Origin of the sequence: Flavobacterium caseinilyticum, from assembly GCF_004349085.1 — a bacterium.
Classification (GTDB): Bacteria; Bacteroidota; Bacteroidia; order Flavobacteriales; family Flavobacteriaceae; genus Flavobacterium; species Flavobacterium caseinilyticum.
On the sequence record NZ_SMFM01000001.1, the window covers coordinates 731076 to 747029 of the forward strand.

General features: G+C 35.5%; 14 protein-coding genes and 1 pseudogene. 3 read left to right on the plus strand and 12 right to left on the minus strand.

Annotation, left to right across the window (positions count from 1 at the left end; translation table 11 throughout):
• Positions 1-58: 58 nt before the first annotated feature.
• The 4 genes from E0F89_RS03250 to E0F89_RS03265 form a co-directional block, all read right to left on the minus strand.
• Positions 59-1009 carry a bestrophin family protein gene (locus tag E0F89_RS03250; protein ID WP_131908413.1) on the minus strand — a complete coding sequence of 317 codons (951 nt, stop codon included), beginning with the start codon at positions 1007-1009 and terminating at the stop codon, positions 59-61.
• Between the two features lie 39 nt (positions 1010-1048).
• A complete protein-coding gene (locus E0F89_RS03255) occupies positions 1049-1756 on the minus strand; it encodes a hypothetical protein (protein WP_131908414.1) in 708 nt (235 codons plus the stop codon).
• 80 nt (positions 1757-1836) lie between these two features.
• Positions 1837-3225 carry a HAMP domain-containing sensor histidine kinase gene (locus E0F89_RS03260; RefSeq protein ID WP_131908415.1) on the minus strand — a complete coding sequence of 463 codons (1389 nt, stop codon included), beginning with the start codon at positions 3223-3225 and terminating at the stop codon, positions 1837-1839.
• Positions 3226-3227: 2 nt separating this feature from the next.
• Positions 3228-3902: a response regulator transcription factor gene (locus E0F89_RS03265; RefSeq protein ID WP_131908416.1), complete on the minus strand. Its 675-nt coding sequence runs from the start codon at positions 3900-3902 to the stop codon at positions 3228-3230.
• Positions 3903-4127: 225 nt separating this feature from the next.
• On the opposite strand from E0F89_RS03265, the gene E0F89_RS03270 reads away from it, so the two are divergent.
• A complete protein-coding gene (locus E0F89_RS03270; RefSeq protein WP_131908417.1) occupies positions 4128-5771 on the plus strand; it encodes a hypothetical protein in 1644 nt (547 codons plus the stop codon).
• A 39-nt stretch (positions 5772-5810) separates the two neighbouring features.
• On the opposite strand, the gene E0F89_RS03275 is transcribed toward E0F89_RS03270, so the two are convergent.
• Together E0F89_RS03275 and E0F89_RS03280 are read right to left on the minus strand one after the other, a co-directional pair.
• Positions 5811-6128, minus strand: a complete 318-nt coding sequence (locus E0F89_RS03275) for a DUF6370 family protein (RefSeq protein ID WP_131908418.1) — start codon at positions 6126-6128, stop codon at positions 5811-5813.
• 39 nt (positions 6129-6167) lie between these two features.
• On the minus strand, positions 6168-6530 hold the full coding sequence (locus E0F89_RS03280; RefSeq protein ID WP_131908419.1) for a DUF983 domain-containing protein: 363 nt from the start codon (positions 6528-6530) through the stop codon (positions 6168-6170).
• 92 nt (positions 6531-6622) lie between these two features.
• Between E0F89_RS03280 and E0F89_RS03285 the strand changes: the two genes are divergently transcribed.
• Entirely contained in the window at positions 6623-7486 is an 864-nt protein-coding gene (locus E0F89_RS03285) for an AraC family transcriptional regulator (protein ID WP_131908420.1), read from the plus strand.
• A 106-nt stretch (positions 7487-7592) separates the two neighbouring features.
• On the opposite strand, the pseudogene purT reads toward E0F89_RS03285, so the two are convergent.
• The 3 genes and pseudogenes from purT to E0F89_RS03300 form a co-directional block, all read right to left on the minus strand.
• Positions 7593-8759, minus strand: a pseudogene (gene purT / locus E0F89_RS03290) (formate-dependent phosphoribosylglycinamide formyltransferase); the annotation flags it as partial.
• Between the two features lie 246 nt (positions 8760-9005).
• Positions 9006-10193, minus strand: coding sequence for a pyridoxal phosphate-dependent aminotransferase (locus E0F89_RS03295; RefSeq protein ID WP_131908422.1), 1188 nt, complete (start codon positions 10191-10193; stop codon positions 9006-9008).
• Positions 10194-10262: 69 nt separating this feature from the next.
• Positions 10263-11357, minus strand: coding sequence for a fatty acid desaturase family protein (locus E0F89_RS03300; protein WP_131908423.1), 1095 nt, complete (start codon positions 11355-11357; stop codon positions 10263-10265).
• A 106-nt stretch (positions 11358-11463) separates the two neighbouring features.
• Here E0F89_RS03300 and rsmG point away from each other — a divergent pair, with 106 nt between their 5' ends.
• Positions 11464-12093, plus strand: a complete 630-nt coding sequence (gene rsmG / locus E0F89_RS03305) for a 16S rRNA (guanine(527)-N(7))-methyltransferase RsmG (RefSeq protein ID WP_131908424.1) — start codon at positions 11464-11466, stop codon at positions 12091-12093.
• Between the two features lie 163 nt (positions 12094-12256).
• Here rsmG and pruA read toward each other — a convergent pair whose 3' ends face one another.
• The 3 genes from pruA to E0F89_RS03320 all read right to left on the minus strand — a co-directional run bounded on the left by pruA (position 12257) and on the right by E0F89_RS03320 (position 15912).
• The gene (gene pruA / locus E0F89_RS03310; protein WP_131908425.1) at positions 12257-13885 is read right to left on the minus strand and encodes an L-glutamate gamma-semialdehyde dehydrogenase; all 1629 of its coding nucleotides are present in this window, start codon (positions 13883-13885) and stop codon (positions 12257-12259) included.
• 294 nt (positions 13886-14179) lie between these two features.
• On the minus strand, positions 14180-14566 hold the full coding sequence (gene apaG / locus E0F89_RS03315; protein ID WP_131908426.1) for a Co2+/Mg2+ efflux protein ApaG: 387 nt from the start codon (positions 14564-14566) through the stop codon (positions 14180-14182).
• An 80-nt stretch (positions 14567-14646) separates the two neighbouring features.
• On the minus strand, positions 14647-15912 hold the full coding sequence (locus E0F89_RS03320; RefSeq protein ID WP_131908427.1) for a type IX secretion system plug protein: 1266 nt from the start codon (positions 15910-15912) through the stop codon (positions 14647-14649).
• Positions 15913-15954 lie beyond the last annotated feature (42 nt).

The following is a 15954-nucleotide window of genomic DNA, read 5'->3' on the forward strand; positions in this document are numbered from 1 at the left end:
TTAAGCCAAAAAAAATCCACCCCAATTAATGGAGTGGATTAGCACTAAAATCAAAATACTAAAGAACGAAATACGTGTTCTTTAACGGTTGAATCGGTTGATTTGCTGTTTGAAATGAATAATATTCTTCTTCAAACTCATCTCTATATTCGTTTACCATTTGCATAAGGTTTTTTTCAATTGTATTCGAAATAGCACTTACAGGAGTATCTGTAGGTCTGTTTTCAAATGGATCCTGCAAATGAATGGCCATTTTTTCGATTAGGAAAAAAGCGGCAGCAATGGTTGTCACTAGGGGAATTTGAAGCCAACCAATGTTATTTATCAACCCAAAAGGCAGCAGAATTATAAACAAACACAGCGCAAACCTAATATACATGCTGTAAGTTGTTGGGAAAATTGTGTTTTTTATACGCTCACATTTACCCATCGAATCACACAATCTCGATAATGTATTATCTATCTCTACCTGTTGGTAGACTTTAATTTTACCGGTATTGAGTGCTTTTTTTAAATCTTTGGCATGTAATAGTAAAATAGCGTTGGGAACATGTTTGTGTTTTTTTACAAATCGCAATTCATCTTCATCCAGTAAATTTTTTAATGGTTTTATAGGGTCTTTTTCTCTAAGTGATTGTCCAAGACTATAACACCATGCTGCTTGTCTTTTTGCAAATTTTTCTTTAAAATTGTTTGCCTGAACTGAAAAATCTGGATCATCATAAAAAATAATGATTTGGCGTAATAACGTCCTGGAATCGTTGACAATAGAACCCCAGATTATTCTTGCTTCCCACCAGCGGTCATATGCTTGGTTCGATTTGAATGCCAGTAGTAATGAAATAATGGTTCCAATTATTGTAGGAATCGCAATAGGAATATTGGTTGATATAGTCTCGAAGAAATAATGAAACATTTGAAAGGAAATACAAAACACAATGACTAATGCCAATTCGGTTTTTATTTTACCCAACACATATTTCATTGGAATTTTTTTATTTAATAGCATATACTTTGGATTAAAATTTTAAACAATCATCTGATTTTCCTAGTAAATCTCCTCGTATAATGAAAGAATTGGTAATCCAAGTAACTCGTTAAGTGCTGCTTTTTCTTTCTTTAATAGTTTTAATTTCTTTGGCTTTCTGGTTTCAATCAAGATGTTGATGTTGTTTTTAGATATTGTATCGCTCAAAAAAGGTTGGCTTTCATTGGTTTCGCTTTCACTCACAATTTTCAAAGAAAAAAGTGTATTGACATAAGCTTGCAAATCTTCAGCATGAAGGTGTGAATCTGAATTTTTAATGTACAAAGCCTGGCTGAATATGTCTTGGTCAAAGTTTGCATTAGTGTGCAGAATCGGACATTTGCTGTTAGAAATAATTTGGATGCAAAAGGAATTGATTTTCTTTTTCGAGGCTTTAAAAGAAGGAGTTATAATGGTTAAACCAATGTTGAAATGGCTTACTAAATTTTTAAAAACCGGTGAAGAAATTCCGTATTGATGATGGATTTTTAAACTGCAATTTTTAGTTTCCGAAATGATTTGGCGGCACACATCCAAAACATTTTCTTGGGTAGAGTTTAAGCCTGTATTGATGTTTCGCAATAAACTGGCAGAGGAAAACGTGTCAGGAATATCTTCGAGTAACATTAGTGTGAGCTGACATTGATTGCCATTAGCAGAATTTATAGCCGTTTTTACTGCATTGATGGTGTCGTTTTGTAAAGTCGATGGGATAAGAATATTTTTCATATGTATTAGATTTGATTTCTTTATACATACAAAATAACAGTACCCAGTTTATGGCAACCTTAAATTAAAATTAGAATATTCTAAGATTTCACATTAGAATTTCTAATGTTGGCAGTTTTAAAAGTAATATTTACAACAGTGCCTTTATCGGGTTCAGATTGTATTTGAAGTTCGCCATTGTGCATTCGGATAATTTTCTTCGCAAGTGGCAGTCCTAATCCATAACCATTATATTTTGAGGCTTTTTTACCTCGAAAGAAAGGCTCGTAAAGATGTGGAATATCTTCTGCGGGAATACCGATTCCAATATCAGTAATTGAAATTTTTATGGTTGAATTGTTGACGGATAAAGTAACAAATACCGTTTCGTTATCTGAATATTTTACGCCATTGGCAATGATGTTATTTAACGAAAGTTCTAATAAAGATTTGTTACATGGGATTTCCAGCAAGCTTGGGTCACTTGGAATTTTCTGGATTTTAATCGTTACTCTGTTATTGGGATAAATTTTATCAATATCTGATTTTACGTCCATTAAAAGTTCATCGATTCTAACCGTATCTAATAATTGTTTTTTGCCGTCATAACCGGTTTGTGTTAGTTTCAAAAGACTTTCCGTAAGATCGCCAAGTCGGGATGCCTGACTGTGAATGTTTTCTAATGAAGTGATGTAATCCGCAACATTTCGTTCTTTCAAAAGCATGATTTCTGCTTCGGCAATTATGGTAGTCACGGGAGTTTTTAGTTCATGTGATGCATTATTGATGAAATTTGCCTGAATTTCAAAGGAGGTTTCCAATCGGTCTAACATGTTGTTAAAAGTCTTTGTCAAATCGCCAATTTCATCCGAACTTTTAGTCTCAGGAAGTCGATTGTGAAGATTTGATGCACTAATTATTTTTACTTCATCTGTAATTCGTGCTACTGGATTAATCACTCTTCTGGCCAGAAATCTACCTAGAAAATACGCCAATAATATAAAAGCCAGTCCTCCAAAAAAGAGAATTTGAATAATATAAATGCTGCTAACATTTCCCCTGCGGTCTATTGCAGTAATGATTACAATATATTTTTGATTGGATTCCGTAAAAGTTTGGGCATAAAAATAACGATTATTATCCTCAATCCAATTCGAACCATTTGCCATTACTTTCGAATAAAAATCAGCCGGTAAATCAAGATCAGTGTTGTATTCAAAGGTGTTTTTTCCGCTGACTTTTAAAACATAATTATTCTCATCAATCAGTTCTTCAAGTCCGTTGGCTTTGAATTCTTTGAAATAACGGGTTTTTATAGGATCATTTTGATAATGAATCGACGCCACAATTTTAGCCCGATCTTGTAATCTTTTCAAAAAATGATATTGGTTATTTTGTTTGAACAAGAAAAAAACCACCAAGCTTAATAAAAGTGTGCTGAGGGTAGAAAGCGCAATGTAGGTAAAGGTAATTTTTTTCTTAATCTGCATTTTTATAGTTTCAATACATAACCTAAACCTTTCATGGTATGAATTAGTTTAGTTTCGTATGGTTTGTCAATTTTTTTTCTCAAATAGTTGATGTAAACATCAATCACATTAGTATTCATATCAAAATTAATATTCCAAACATTGTCTAATAGTTGTTCACGGGATAAAATTGTCTCAGAGTTAATGGCCAGGTAATGTAAAAGCTTAAATTCTTTGGCCGTCAGTATAATAGTGTCTCCATTTCTGGTTACCGATTTTGTTTTCGAATTGATTTGAAGATCAGCAATAGTGATGATTTCATTCGGTTTTTGTACTTGGCCCGCCCGTCTGGAAAGTGCGTTGACCCTTGCGTCAAGTTCCAGAAATTTAAAGGGTTTTAATAGATAATCATCAGCTCCGGAATTCAATCCGTTTATTATATTTTCAGTGCTTCCTAAAGCGGTTAACAGCAAAATGGGCACAAAGTTTTTTGCGGCTCGCAAACGTCTGCAAATTTCAATTCCATTAATATCAGGCAACATCACGTCTAATACCACCACATCAAAATGGTGGTTCCAAAGCAAATCTAATGCAGTTGTTCCGTCAAGAGCAACACTTACATCGTGATTGTTTTCTGTAAATCCTTTGCGGATAATTGACGAAAGATTTGGCTCATCTTCAACTATTAATAACTTCATTATGACTACTATTTCTACAAATCTAATAATTAAACTTTTATTTTTTTTCCAAAATACTTTCGCCAAACCAATATTAACAAAATCTTATAGTTAGTTTAAAGCTCTATTTTCGGCTTTTATATCCAAATTTGAAAGTTATTTTTTGGGTTCAGTAATAATTTATTAAGACTTTGTTTTGTAACGTTTTTTGTTTTTCATTACTAATGGAATATAAAAAATAGCGTTATGAAAAAGATAGTTGGTATTGTTTTCTTGTTCCTTTTTGGTTTTTTCTTGTTTTACAACAACTTGCCTGTAGTTAATTACGGTTTTGTTGGCTTTGCGTTTATTTTGCTGCTATTAGTAATTCTTGGAATAGTTTTTTCTCTGGGGCTCACAGTTTCGCAGCAAACCAAACAGGTCAAGATGGTTTCCAAGCCTAACAAAATTTTATTTGTTTTGGTAGGATTACTTTTAGTGTACTGTATTCTGCTGCCTTTTGTTACCAGTCTAAAAATGTTTCGCAGCGATGCGTATCAAAAATTAATAGGCGAGGTTAAAAACGGACAAAAAATAACCAATCATATCGCTCCAATATCAATTGATAAAATCAGAGTGGTCGATGAGGAACTAGCCCATCTTTTGGGAGAGAAAATTTTAGGTTCACAACCAGCTTTAGGAAGTCAGGTAGAATTAGGTGATTTTTGTATCCAAAAAGTAAACAACAACCTATACTGGGTTGCGCCATTATTGCATTCGGGTTTTTTAAAATGGTTTAACAACCAAGAAGGAACTGCGGGATATGTTATGGTTTCCGCAACCAATGAACGCGATGTGAAATTAGTTCAGAATGTAGCAGGGAAAGACATTAAGATTAAATACCAGGAAGGCGCCTATTTTCAAAGTGATATTCACAGACATGTTTATTTTAACGGAAATGCTACGGTTGGTCTGGCAGATTTTAGTTTTGAAATCGATGATGCTGGAAATCCGTTTTGGATTGTTACGAAATATGGAAAAAAAATTGGTTTCTCCGGAAAAGAAGCTATCGGAGTTATTGTGGTTGATGCGCAATCTGGTGTTATAAATGAATATTCAATTGCTAAAACACCAAAGTGGGTGGACCGAATTCAGCCTTTGGATTTCATCGAAGATCAATTGAATGATTGGGGTGAATATGTACACGGATATTGGAATTTTTCTAATCAGGATAAACTTCAAATTACGGAGGGAATGACATTGGTTTACGGAAAAGATAATAAATCGTATTGGTATACGGGATTGACTTCCGTTGGGAAAGAGGAATCTGCGGTAGGTTTTGTTTTGGTGGATACCAGAACTAAAGAAACTACTTTTTATAAACAAAGTGGCGCAACGGAATATGCTGCTCAAAGTTCGGCACAAGGGAAAGTTCAGGAGAAAGGGTATAAAGCATCGTTGCCTATTCCGTACAATATCAATAACATTCCCACTTATGTAATGACGCTCAAAGACGCCGGTGGATTAGTTAAAATGTTTGCGATGGTTGCTATCTCAGATTATACGATTGTGGGTGTGGGTAATACAATGCGGGAAACCTTGACTTCGTTTAAAAACGTCTATAATATGGCCGATAATAAAATAAATCCAGACAGTGTTTCCAATAAAAAATCGCTGAAATCAGTGGTGACTAGAATCCAGAATGATGTAAAAAACGGGAATAGTTTTTATTATTTCAAGGTTAAAGATTATCCTAATATTTTTGTAGGTTCTTCACAAATCTCGAATCAATTGCCAGTGACCATGGTGGGCGACAGTGTCACAATTTCTTTCGATGTAGATTTAGAAGAAGTCATAGATATATCAACTTTTGAGAATAGTAATCTCAAATTGAGTATGAAATCCAATTAATGACAAAGGGCTTAAAGAATTTTTCTTTAAGCCCTTTTTTTATTTTTTTGGCAATACTTTAAAGGAAGTAGCTTTGAATCGATTGTCCACTACTTTACCCACAACTTCCGCTTTTTTTATAACTGTACAAAAACCGTCATTAGCATGCGCATCGCCATGAGAGTCGATAGAACTGCCATCAACAAAATAAGATTTTCCGTCAATGCGGACGGCTAACTCACAACCATGACCTTCCATCCCAAACTGGCATTGGCCACAGGAGGCTTCGACAATTTGAGGTTTTGGTTCTTCTTTTTTTTCCTGAGCACTAGCAAGGGTTGCGGAGAACAAAATAGCTAAGTATAGTATCTTTTTCATAATGATTTAAATTTTAGTGTAGCTAAGATACTCGTTTTTTTACATCGAATAATTTTTAAACATGTAAATCCACAATAATCTCGAAAGACGAATATTGATAGAAGCCATTGCAATAATCACCACAGCAATAATTGGAATGATTCGTAAATCGAAAGTTTCGGTAAAGAAGAATTGGGCAATAACATAGGTAGCAATTGCTTGTGCTACTGTTAAACCATAGTTGACATACATTGCTCCAAAAAAGTAACCGGGTTCTTTTTCGAATTTATAGTTGCAGTGAGAGCAATATTCATTCATTTTAGGGAATCCAAAATTGAAAAATATACTTTTTTCATTGAATACTTTGCCCTTTTCACAGTGAGGACAATCGTTATTTAGGATATGGATAATTGAATTTGACATCGTTATTATTTTTATCAAAGGTATTTCTTATTCATGTCATGGATGTTTTCTATATTCGCTAATTATAGCACAATAAAGACATTTAGAGTAAAATGAAAAAATATCCTATTTATAATATTCAGCGGTTTAACTGTACTTCAGTGAATAGTGATTTGTATATTAATACCTTTAAAAATCACTTGATTGACCATAGTTTTGTTGAGGAACCGCATCGTCATAATTCGTATGTTTTGGTCTTTTTTACCAAAGGTTCGGGAACACATGAAATTGATTTTGATGTGTTTACGATTCAGCTGGGAAGTATTTTTTTTCTGCAACCCGGACAAATGCACCATTGGAATTTATCTGATGACGTGGAAGGATTTGTAATTTTCTATTCGCAGGAAATGTATAATCTTTATTTTGGACAAAAAACAATCGCCGACTATCCATTTTATTCCTCGGTGGACAATAAACCGGAAATGGTTTTTGATTCAACCGAATTAAAAATGATTCTGCCTTATTTTGAAAGTCTGATTGCAGAAACACAATTGAATCAGCTTTTGAAGCAAGATAAAATAATGAATTTGTTGGATATTATTCACATTGAAATTGCCCGAAAATATAGTGAAACACATTTGCACGAAGCACATTTGTATAATGTGAAAATTAAAAATTTTGAAGTGCTTTTAGAACAAAACTTTAAAACAGAAAAAGCACCTTTTTTCTACGCTTCACAACTCAATATTACTTTGAAACACTTGAACAGGATTTGCAATGAAATGTTGCAAAAAACCACAACTGAAGTGATTACAGACAGAATTATCCTTGAAGCGAAACGCATGCTGATGGATAAAAAGTTTACTGTCAATGAAATTGCAACTCGATTAGGCTTCGATGATTATTCGTATTTTACACGTTTGTTCAAAAAAAATACTGGAATGACTCCGACGAACTTTCGCATTTTAAAAAAGTAATGGGGGATGAATGTCGTTTCTTTAAGACGTGTGTCAAGTCGATCGCAGTCGAGACTAACCGTTTAGTTTCGACTGCGCTCGACTTGACAATATTATCGATAATAAATTACGAGTGCACGGTAACTAAACTAGCTGCTTTCTTCGCTTTTTCTACCACTTCTTCAATTGGAGTTTCTAAAGTATCACTTACTAAAGCCACAGCCATTCTTCGGTACGGTCTTGAAGTTGGTTTGCCAAAGATTCTGAAATCCGTTTTTGGTAAGGAAGCAATGTTTTCTAGTCCGGAATAGGTTGGATTTGTTGAATTTTCCGAAGCTAAAATTACAGCGCTCGCTCCCGCTTTTTCTAATGTAATTTCGAAAATAGGTAAACTCAAAATAGCTCTTAAATGCAGTTCGAATTCGTTGAAGTTTTGAGTTCCGGCTAATGTTACCATTCCGGTATCATGAGGTCGAGGCGATAATTCCGAGAAATAAACGCCATCATCAGTCAAGAAAAATTCGACTCCAAAAAGTCCTGCGCCACCCAAAGCTTCGGTTACTTTTTCGGCCATATCTTGCGCTTCATACAAATCCTTGTCTGATATTCTGGCGGGTTGCCAGCTTTCCTGATAATCGCCACGTTCTTGACGGTGACCAATTGGCGCACAAAAAAGTGTTGGTTTGTTATTTTGTACCACCGTTAATAATGTGATTTCCGAATTAAATTTGACGAAAGCTTCTACAATTACTTCTACCACATCGCCACGTGAACCTTCCACGGCATAATTCCATGCTTTTTCTATATCCGCTTCGGTTTTTATGGTTGATTGTCCTTTTCCGGACGATGACATTAAGGGTTTTACTACGCAGGGCATTCCAACGGCTTCAACACCTTTTTGCAATTCCTCGGCAGTGGTTGCGTAGCGATACTTGGCGGTTTTTAAACCTAATCCTTTGAATGCTAAATCCCGGATTGCTTTCCTATTCATCGTGAAGTTTGCCGCTTTCGCAGAGGGAACTACGGTGATACCTTGTTTCTCGTAATCATAAAAACGTTCGGTTCTAATAGCTTCTATTTCAGGAACGATGAAGTCTGGTTTGTGTTTGGCGACGATTTTGTCTAACGCATTTCCGTCCAACATATTGATGACTTCAAAATCATGGGCAACTTGCATTGCTGGAGCATTTTCGTAACTGTCCACCGCGATTACGATTTGTCCGATGCGTTGTGCGGCGATTGTAAATTCTTTTCCTAATTCGCCTGAGCCTAGCAGTAGTATTTTCATTTTTTTGAAGTTTAAAGATGCTTGATTGTATGAAAGCGATTAAAATTGTAAGTAAAAATAGTGTTTTTTTTGCGTAAGGGAGTGCAGCGGAAATCCTTTGTATTTTTTCTTTAAAAATATAAAGATTGCAGCGGAAAGCCCGACCCTTGTGGTCACGCCCAAAAACAACAAAACCCCAAGGATATCTTGAGGCTTTGATGGTATTGTAAGTTGGATTTTTGACTTTCCAACTTTCGATTTTATGAGATTTGACTATAGTGCCAAAGCATCTTTGATTCTTTTTAATGCTTCTTTCAAGATCTCGTCGCTGGTTGCGTATGAGAAACGGATACAGTCAGGATTTCCAAAAGCGTCACCTGTTACCGTTGCTATGTTAGCTTCGGCCAAAAGGTACATTGAAAGATCCATTGCATTTTTGATTTCGGTTCCTTTTAATGTTTTTCCGAAGAAAGAAGAAACGTCCGGGAATACGTAAAAAGCTCCTTCGGGAACGTTGATTTTTACTCCTGGAATTTCTTTTAATAATCCTACCACTAAATCTCTACGGCTATGGAAAGCATCAACCATGTATTTTAAGACACTTGGATCAGCATCTACAGCAGTTATCGTTGCGCGTTGTGCGATAGAATTTGCTCCTGAGGTTACTTGACCTTGAATTTTTGTACACGCTTTAGCGATGAATTCTGGCGCGCCAATATATCCAATTCTCCATCCTGTCATGGCGAAAGCTTTAGCAACTCCATTTACAGTGATTGTTCTTTCTAACATTCCCGGGATCGAGGCGATGCTGCAAAAAGTCCCTGAGAAATTGATGTGTTCGTAAATTTCGTCAGCAACAACATATACATGCGGGTATTTTTCCAAGACTTTAACAAGAGCCGTTAATTCTGCTCTATTATATACAGATCCACTTGGGTTACAAGGAGAACTGAACCACATCATTTTTGTTTTTGGCGTGATTGCCGCTTCTAATTGTTCTGGTGTGATTTTAAAATCAGTATCTACAGATGTTGGAACTTCTACAGGAACACCACCAGATAATTTTACAATTTCGAAATAAGAAACCCAGTAAGGTGCCGGTAAAATTACCTCGTCACCATCGTTTAGCATTACTTGTGCAATATTGTATAAAGATTGTTTTGCTCCAGTTGAAACTACAATTTGAGACGGTTTGTAGTCTAAATCATTGTCTCTTTTGAATTTTCTGCAGATGGCTTCTTTTAATTCAGCATACCCTTCTACTGGAGAATAAGTACTGTAATTTTCATCAATCGCTTTTTTCGCTGCTTCTTTGATAAAGTCAGGCGTATTAAAGTCAGGTTCGCCTAAACTTAAGCTGATAATGTCTTTTCCTTGTGCTTTTAATTCTCTGGCCAAAGCCGCCATTGCTAGTGTCTGTGATGTTGCTAGATTGTTAATTCTATCGGATAATGGATTCATTGTAATAGGTTGTAGTTAGTTTGTTCAGTCGTAGAGATGCACTGCGGTACATCTCTAGGGGGTATATGATTATGTAAGTTCCGGTTTCATTCCTAATTCTTTCAGATGCTTGAAATGGGCAACAACGGCGCTTCGCATCGTTTTGTATTCGTAATAAGGCAAATTGCATTCCTGCGCAGTTTCTTTTACGATACTGGCAATTTTACCGTAATGTACGTGACTGATATTTGGGAAAATGTGGTGCTCAATCTGGTGATTTAATCCGCCAGTGTACCAGTTTACGATTTTGTTTTTTGGAGCAAAATTCGTAGTGGTAAACAATTGGTGTATCGCCCAAGTATTGTCCATTTCGCCTAATTCATTTGGAGATGGGTTGGTAGTTTCTTCCACAACGTGCGCCAATTGGAACACAACACTTAGTATTAAACCAGCTGTGTAATGCATCACGAAGAAACCAATAAGCACTTTCCACCACGTGATTCCAATCACGATTGGTAAAACAATCCATATAGAAACGTAGATTACTTTTGTAATTATTAAAGTCGTCCACAATGTTTTTGGGCTTTTTGCTTCGCCATATGATAATTTTCTTTTCAAGTAGCTTCTCATCTGTCTGAAGTCAGTTGTGATAGCCCAGTTGAATGTTAATAATCCGTATAGGAAAACCGAATAATATTGTTGAAAACGGTGAAAATTATACCATTTTGCTTCTTTAGTAAAACGGATTACACGTCCGGCATCTAAATCCTCATCATGTCCGGGAATGTTCGTGTAGGTGTGATGTAAAACATTGTGTTGAACTTGCCAGTTGTATACATTTCCTGCCAAAACATAAATAGTTCCGCCCATGAATTTGTTGACCCAAGTTTTGTTAGAATACGACCCATGATTTCCATCGTGCATCACATTCATTCCGACTCCAGCCATTCCAATTCCCATAACGATGGTCAACAGAAGATGTGCCCAAAATGGCATACCAAGTGTCAGAATTAAAAAATAAGGCGCAAGAAAAACAGAAAACAAAATTATAGTTTTCAAATACAGTTTCCAGTTGCCTGTCTTTGGGATGTTGTTCTCTTTAAAGTAGTTGTTAACACGTGAGTTAAGTGTTCTAAAAAACTTTAAGCTGTCTTGCTTGGCAAATGTTGGTGCATTATTATTCATATATTTTCAATAAAGTTCAAAGGTAATTATTATAAATTTTTCGATATACAAAATTGGGATAAATATTTTAACTGTAAAGTATTACTTTTGTTAAAAAAAATAATAGATGGACGAGATTCTTAAGTATTTTCCTAATTTAACTGATATTCAGAGAGAGCAGTTCGAAAAGCTGGATTTTTTATACCATGATTGGAATGAAAAAATCAATGTTATTTCGAGAAAAGATATAGATGCTTTGTACACCAAACATATTTTGCATTCATTGGGAATCGCCAAAATTATAAATTTTGAACCGGGTACTTATGTTCTTGATGTGGGTACCGGTGGTGGATTTCCAGGAATTCCATTAGCGATTCTTTTTCCGGAAACACGTTTTTATTTGATTGATATTATTGCCAAAAAAATAAAAGTGGTTCAAGCTGTTGCCGAAGGTTTAGAGTTGAAGAATGTAAAAGCCGAACAAATGCGTGCCGAAAATGTGAAAGGTGATTTCGATTTTATCGTAAGTCGTGCCGTAACTAATATGCCGGATTTTGTTTCTTGGGTAAAAACCAAAATCAAAAAGAACAACAAACACGAATTGAAAAACGGAATTCTTTATTTGAAGGGAGGAGATTTAACCGAAGAATTGAAGGATTTTCCAAAAGCTACAGAATACAATCTTGCTGATTTCTTCGAAGATGAATTCTTTGAAACTAAGAAAGTGGTGCATTTGCCGATGAAGTTTCAATTATAGTCTTAAGTTCATTACGAGGAACGCAGAAATCACATTTATTGCTCTCGTTATGCGATTGTTTCGTTGCATGCAATGATATTCAAAAACAAAACCCACAAGATTTCAAATCAATTTGAATGTTGTGGGTTTTTATTTTAGTTCCCCTGTTGGGGGTTAAGGGGATTTATTCTCCTAAAAACGGGTATCTATAGTCTACAGGCGTTACAAAAGTTTCTTTTATTGTTCTTGCCGAAGTCCAACGCAATAAGTTTTGCATAGAACCTGCTTTGTCATTGGTTCCAGACCCTCTTGCTCCACCAAAGGGTTGCATTCCAACAACTGCTCCTGTAGGTTTGTCATTGATGTAGAAGTTACCGGCTGCGTTTTGTAACGCAATTGTAGCTTCTTCAATCGCATAACGATCTTGGCTAAATACCGCACCTGTTAAAGCGTACTCAGAAGTAGTATCAACTAACTTTAAAGTCTCATGCCATTTTGCATCTTCGTATACATAAATAGTAACTACAGGTCCGAACAATTCGGTTTCCATTGTAGTGTATTTTGGGTTTGTAGTCAAGATAACTGTTGGTTCGATGAAATATCCTTTTGATTTATCATACTTTCCACCAATGATAACCTCTGCATCATTATCTTTTTTAGCTTGGTCAATAAAACGAGCTAATTTATCGAATGAAGTTTCAGAAATAACAGCAGTAATAAAGTTACTCATGTCTTCTGGCGATCCCATTTTCATTGATTTTAAATCGGCTTCTAATTGTTCTTTTACTGCTGGCCATAAACTTTGTGGAACATAAATACGGGAAGCAGCACTACATTTTTGACCTTGGTACTCAAAAGCACCACGAGCAATTCCTGTACTTACTTGTTTTGAATTAGCAGAAGGATGTGCAATGATAAAATCTTTTCCACCAGTTTCTCCTACGATTCTTGGGTACGTTTTATACTTGCTTATATTGGTTCCAATTTTTGCCCAAATGTCATTAAAAACGCCAGTAGATCCTGTGAAGTGCACTCCTGCAAAATCTGGACTTGCTAGTAAGGTTTCGGTGATCATTCCAGAGTCGCCCATAACCATGTTGATGACACCATCAGGTAATCCTGCTTCTTTAAAAATTTGCATCAATAAATTTGCAGAGTATACTTGTGTTGCTGCTGGTTTCCAAACTACTACATTCCCCATTAAGGCAGCGCTTGTTGGCAAGTTTCCTGCAATGGCAGTAAAGTTGAACGGAGTAATCGCATAAACAAATCCTTCTAAAGGTCTGTACTCTACACGGTTCCACATGTCTGAAGTAGACTTAGGTTGCTCGCTGTAAATTTGGGTCATGTATTGTACGTTGAAACGTAAAAAGTCAATTAATTCACATGAAGCATCGATCTCTGCTTGATAAATTGTTTTGGATTGCGCAATCATGGTTGCAGCATTAATTTTTGCTCTGTAAGGACCTGCTAATAATTCAGCTGCTTTTAGGAAAATTCCAGCACGTTGTTCCCATGCCATATTTGCCCAAGCGGTTTTAGCTTGAAGTGCTGTTGCAATCGCGTCTTCAATATGTGATTTTTGAGCTTGGTGGTATGTTCCAACGATGTGTTTATGATCATGTGGTGCCGACATTGTTTTAGTATCTCCTGTTCTAACTTCTTGGTTTCCGATATAAAGAGGAACGTCAATTTTAGAATTCCACATTGCTGCATAGGCTGCATCAACAGCTGCTCTTTCAGGAGAGTTAGGTGCGTAGCTCTTTACAGGCTCGTTTACCGCTTTTGGTACGTGAAAAAATCCTTTTAACATATTTTTAAAATTATAAAATTAGAAAATGGGTGTTGTGTCTTGGTAACTAAAGCACAAAAGTACGAAGGTTTCTTTAAAGAAATGATATTTTCGAGCTAAACTAAAGGCGATAAAAAGGAATAGTCGTGTGGTAGCCCTGATAACAATGGAAAGCTTTTTGTGGTCTCATTATATTTTTTCTTGTGAAATAAGAGCGACTTTAGAAGCTCCTTATTTTACTTAGAAAAAAATAAAGGAGAGGACAAAAACTTGAAATGGATAGCAGGATAGGCTCAAAAGGAAACTAATAAAAAGCTAGTTTAACGCGAATGGTGCGCACAACCTGAAAGTAGGCACAATCACCTTAAAGTTTCTGGTTGAGGTAAAGTTAATCATGTTGAAGTGTCCTTTCATGGCTCCATAAGGAGAGGAGAGTAAACAGCCGGAACTGTAGGTGTGAAATTCTCCAGGTTTTAAAACTGGTTTTTTTCCAATTACACCTTCGCCGTCTACAACTTCAGTATCATTTAACGAGTCAGAAATTTCCCAATGACGAGAAATCAATTGAACGGAATCCTTACTGTGATTTTCAATTGTGATGACATAACTAAAAGCAAAGTGAATTTTATAGTTTTTGAAGTAAGTACCCTCAAAACTTGTCAATACCGAAATTTTTATACCTCTTGTTATTTGAGAAACCATGTTAAAGGGATGAATATGTGATTATTATTGACAAATTTACAAAAAAACGGTATCGTTTTGTTAAAATTCGGAAAACTTTTTTAGTTAATTATATTTATGGAACTCGCAATTCCTTTCCCAACAACTCTGTCATATCGGTCGATGTTTTCTCTGTAATAAACGAGTAGGGTATAATCGTTTTCCGTCTGATAAAAATTTCCGTCAATCGCATTTTCATAATCAATCACTCCTTTTTCGTCCGCCACAGTGTATTGGTAGTTTGTGAACCCCTGTTTTATTAAAATGGCTTTTTCATACAGTCCCTTTTGTGCATTATAATCCATTTTGTATTCGGGCGTTACATTATAATTATTGAAACTTCCGGTCACATAAATATTCTTTTTCAACCTGAAAGTCGGGGCAGAAAGACTGAAATATACCCACGCATAATCGGCTTCAATTTCGCTGTTAACGGCATTTATATTATTCACTGCAAAATCACCATTAACATCTTGTGAAAATGAGTAAGGGAAATTTGTCCTAGCATCATTAGTGTACAAATAAGAACCGTAAATCGCGGTGTTGGCATCCAGACGCGCTACATTATTGCTTGCGGACCGAATGTCTTTGTTTTCAAAAAACAAAAATTCATTTCCTGCCCAAAATTGTGTTTGTGTATCATATTTGTAAATGAGTTCGTTTCCAATAGAGTATTGCGGGGGTATATTTTTTATGGCATTGTTAAATTGTCCGTTTTGAAACAGAAAAATTTTTACGTTTTTCAATGGATTCTGAAATGTAATTATATTTGATCTTATTGAAAATTCGATGTTTTGTTTAGATTCTACAGCATTTACGGTTCTTGCTCGCTTCACCTGCATAGGAACCGTGACAAGGTCTTCGTACAGAATAAATTTTCTTGAAAAAACGACTTCTTTATTTTCGTCTAAAATCTTAATAATATAATTTCCACTAATTCGCAGCTGCTGTGTAAATTGATTTGGAATTGACAATTTGTAGTGTGAATAGATTTGCAAAGCATTAAAAGAATTGGTGTAATCTTGAATCCGTTGATTGTCAAAACCTTGTAGATATTCGTTTTTGGGAAGCGGCGACGGATTCCAGTTGTAATCGCAATGGATTATTTCGTAATAATAATTGGCTTCATTTCCAAAAAGATCATCAAACTGCAATTGAAATCCCTCTCCTAATTTAAAAATTGGAATCATATTCCGATCGCTTTGTACAAAAGAAATCGTTTTAATATTGTAGGGCGGAGCTATTTCTTTTTCTACTTGTGCAAAACCGTAATTTGCCGAAAACACGGTAAGAAAAAATACAACTATTTTAAAAAAGAGTTTTGTCATTTTGCAGTACTTTAGATTTTGTAAATATAAGGAATACTCCTC

Excerpts from the sequence above, each read along its gene's own strand:
- E0F89_RS03250 (WP_131908413.1), bottom strand. The coding sequence starts at position 1,009 with ATGCTATTAAATAAAAAAATTCCAATGAAATATGTGTTGGGTAAAATA.
- E0F89_RS03255 (WP_131908414.1), bottom strand. The coding sequence starts at position 1,756 with ATGAAAAATATTCTTATCCCATCGACTTTACAAAACGACACCATCAAT.
- E0F89_RS03260 (WP_131908415.1), bottom strand. The coding sequence starts at position 3,225 with ATGCAGATTAAGAAAAAAATTACCTTTACCTACATTGCGCTTTCTACC.
- E0F89_RS03265 (WP_131908416.1), bottom strand. The coding sequence starts at position 3,902 with ATGAAGTTATTAATAGTTGAAGATGAGCCAAATCTTTCGTCAATTATC.
- E0F89_RS03270 (WP_131908417.1), top strand. The coding sequence starts at position 4,128 with ATGAAAAAGATAGTTGGTATTGTTTTCTTGTTCCTTTTTGGTTTTTTC.
- E0F89_RS03275 (WP_131908418.1), bottom strand. The coding sequence starts at position 6,128 with ATGAAAAAGATACTATACTTAGCTATTTTGTTCTCCGCAACCCTTGCT.
- E0F89_RS03280 (WP_131908419.1), bottom strand. The coding sequence starts at position 6,530 with ATGTCAAATTCAATTATCCATATCCTAAATAACGATTGTCCTCACTGT.
- E0F89_RS03285 (WP_131908420.1), top strand. The coding sequence starts at position 6,623 with ATGAAAAAATATCCTATTTATAATATTCAGCGGTTTAACTGTACTTCA.
- E0F89_RS03295 (WP_131908422.1), bottom strand. The coding sequence starts at position 10,193 with ATGAATCCATTATCCGATAGAATTAACAATCTAGCAACATCACAGACA.
- E0F89_RS03300 (WP_131908423.1), bottom strand. The coding sequence starts at position 11,357 with ATGAATAATAATGCACCAACATTTGCCAAGCAAGACAGCTTAAAGTTT.
- rsmG (WP_131908424.1), top strand. The coding sequence starts at position 11,464 with ATGGACGAGATTCTTAAGTATTTTCCTAATTTAACTGATATTCAGAGA.
- pruA (WP_131908425.1), bottom strand. The coding sequence starts at position 13,885 with ATGTTAAAAGGATTTTTTCACGTACCAAAAGCGGTAAACGAGCCTGTA.
- apaG (WP_131908426.1), bottom strand. The coding sequence starts at position 14,566 with ATGGTTTCTCAAATAACAAGAGGTATAAAAATTTCGGTATTGACAAGT.
- E0F89_RS03320 (WP_131908427.1), bottom strand. The coding sequence starts at position 15,912 with ATGACAAAACTCTTTTTTAAAATAGTTGTATTTTTTCTTACCGTGTTT.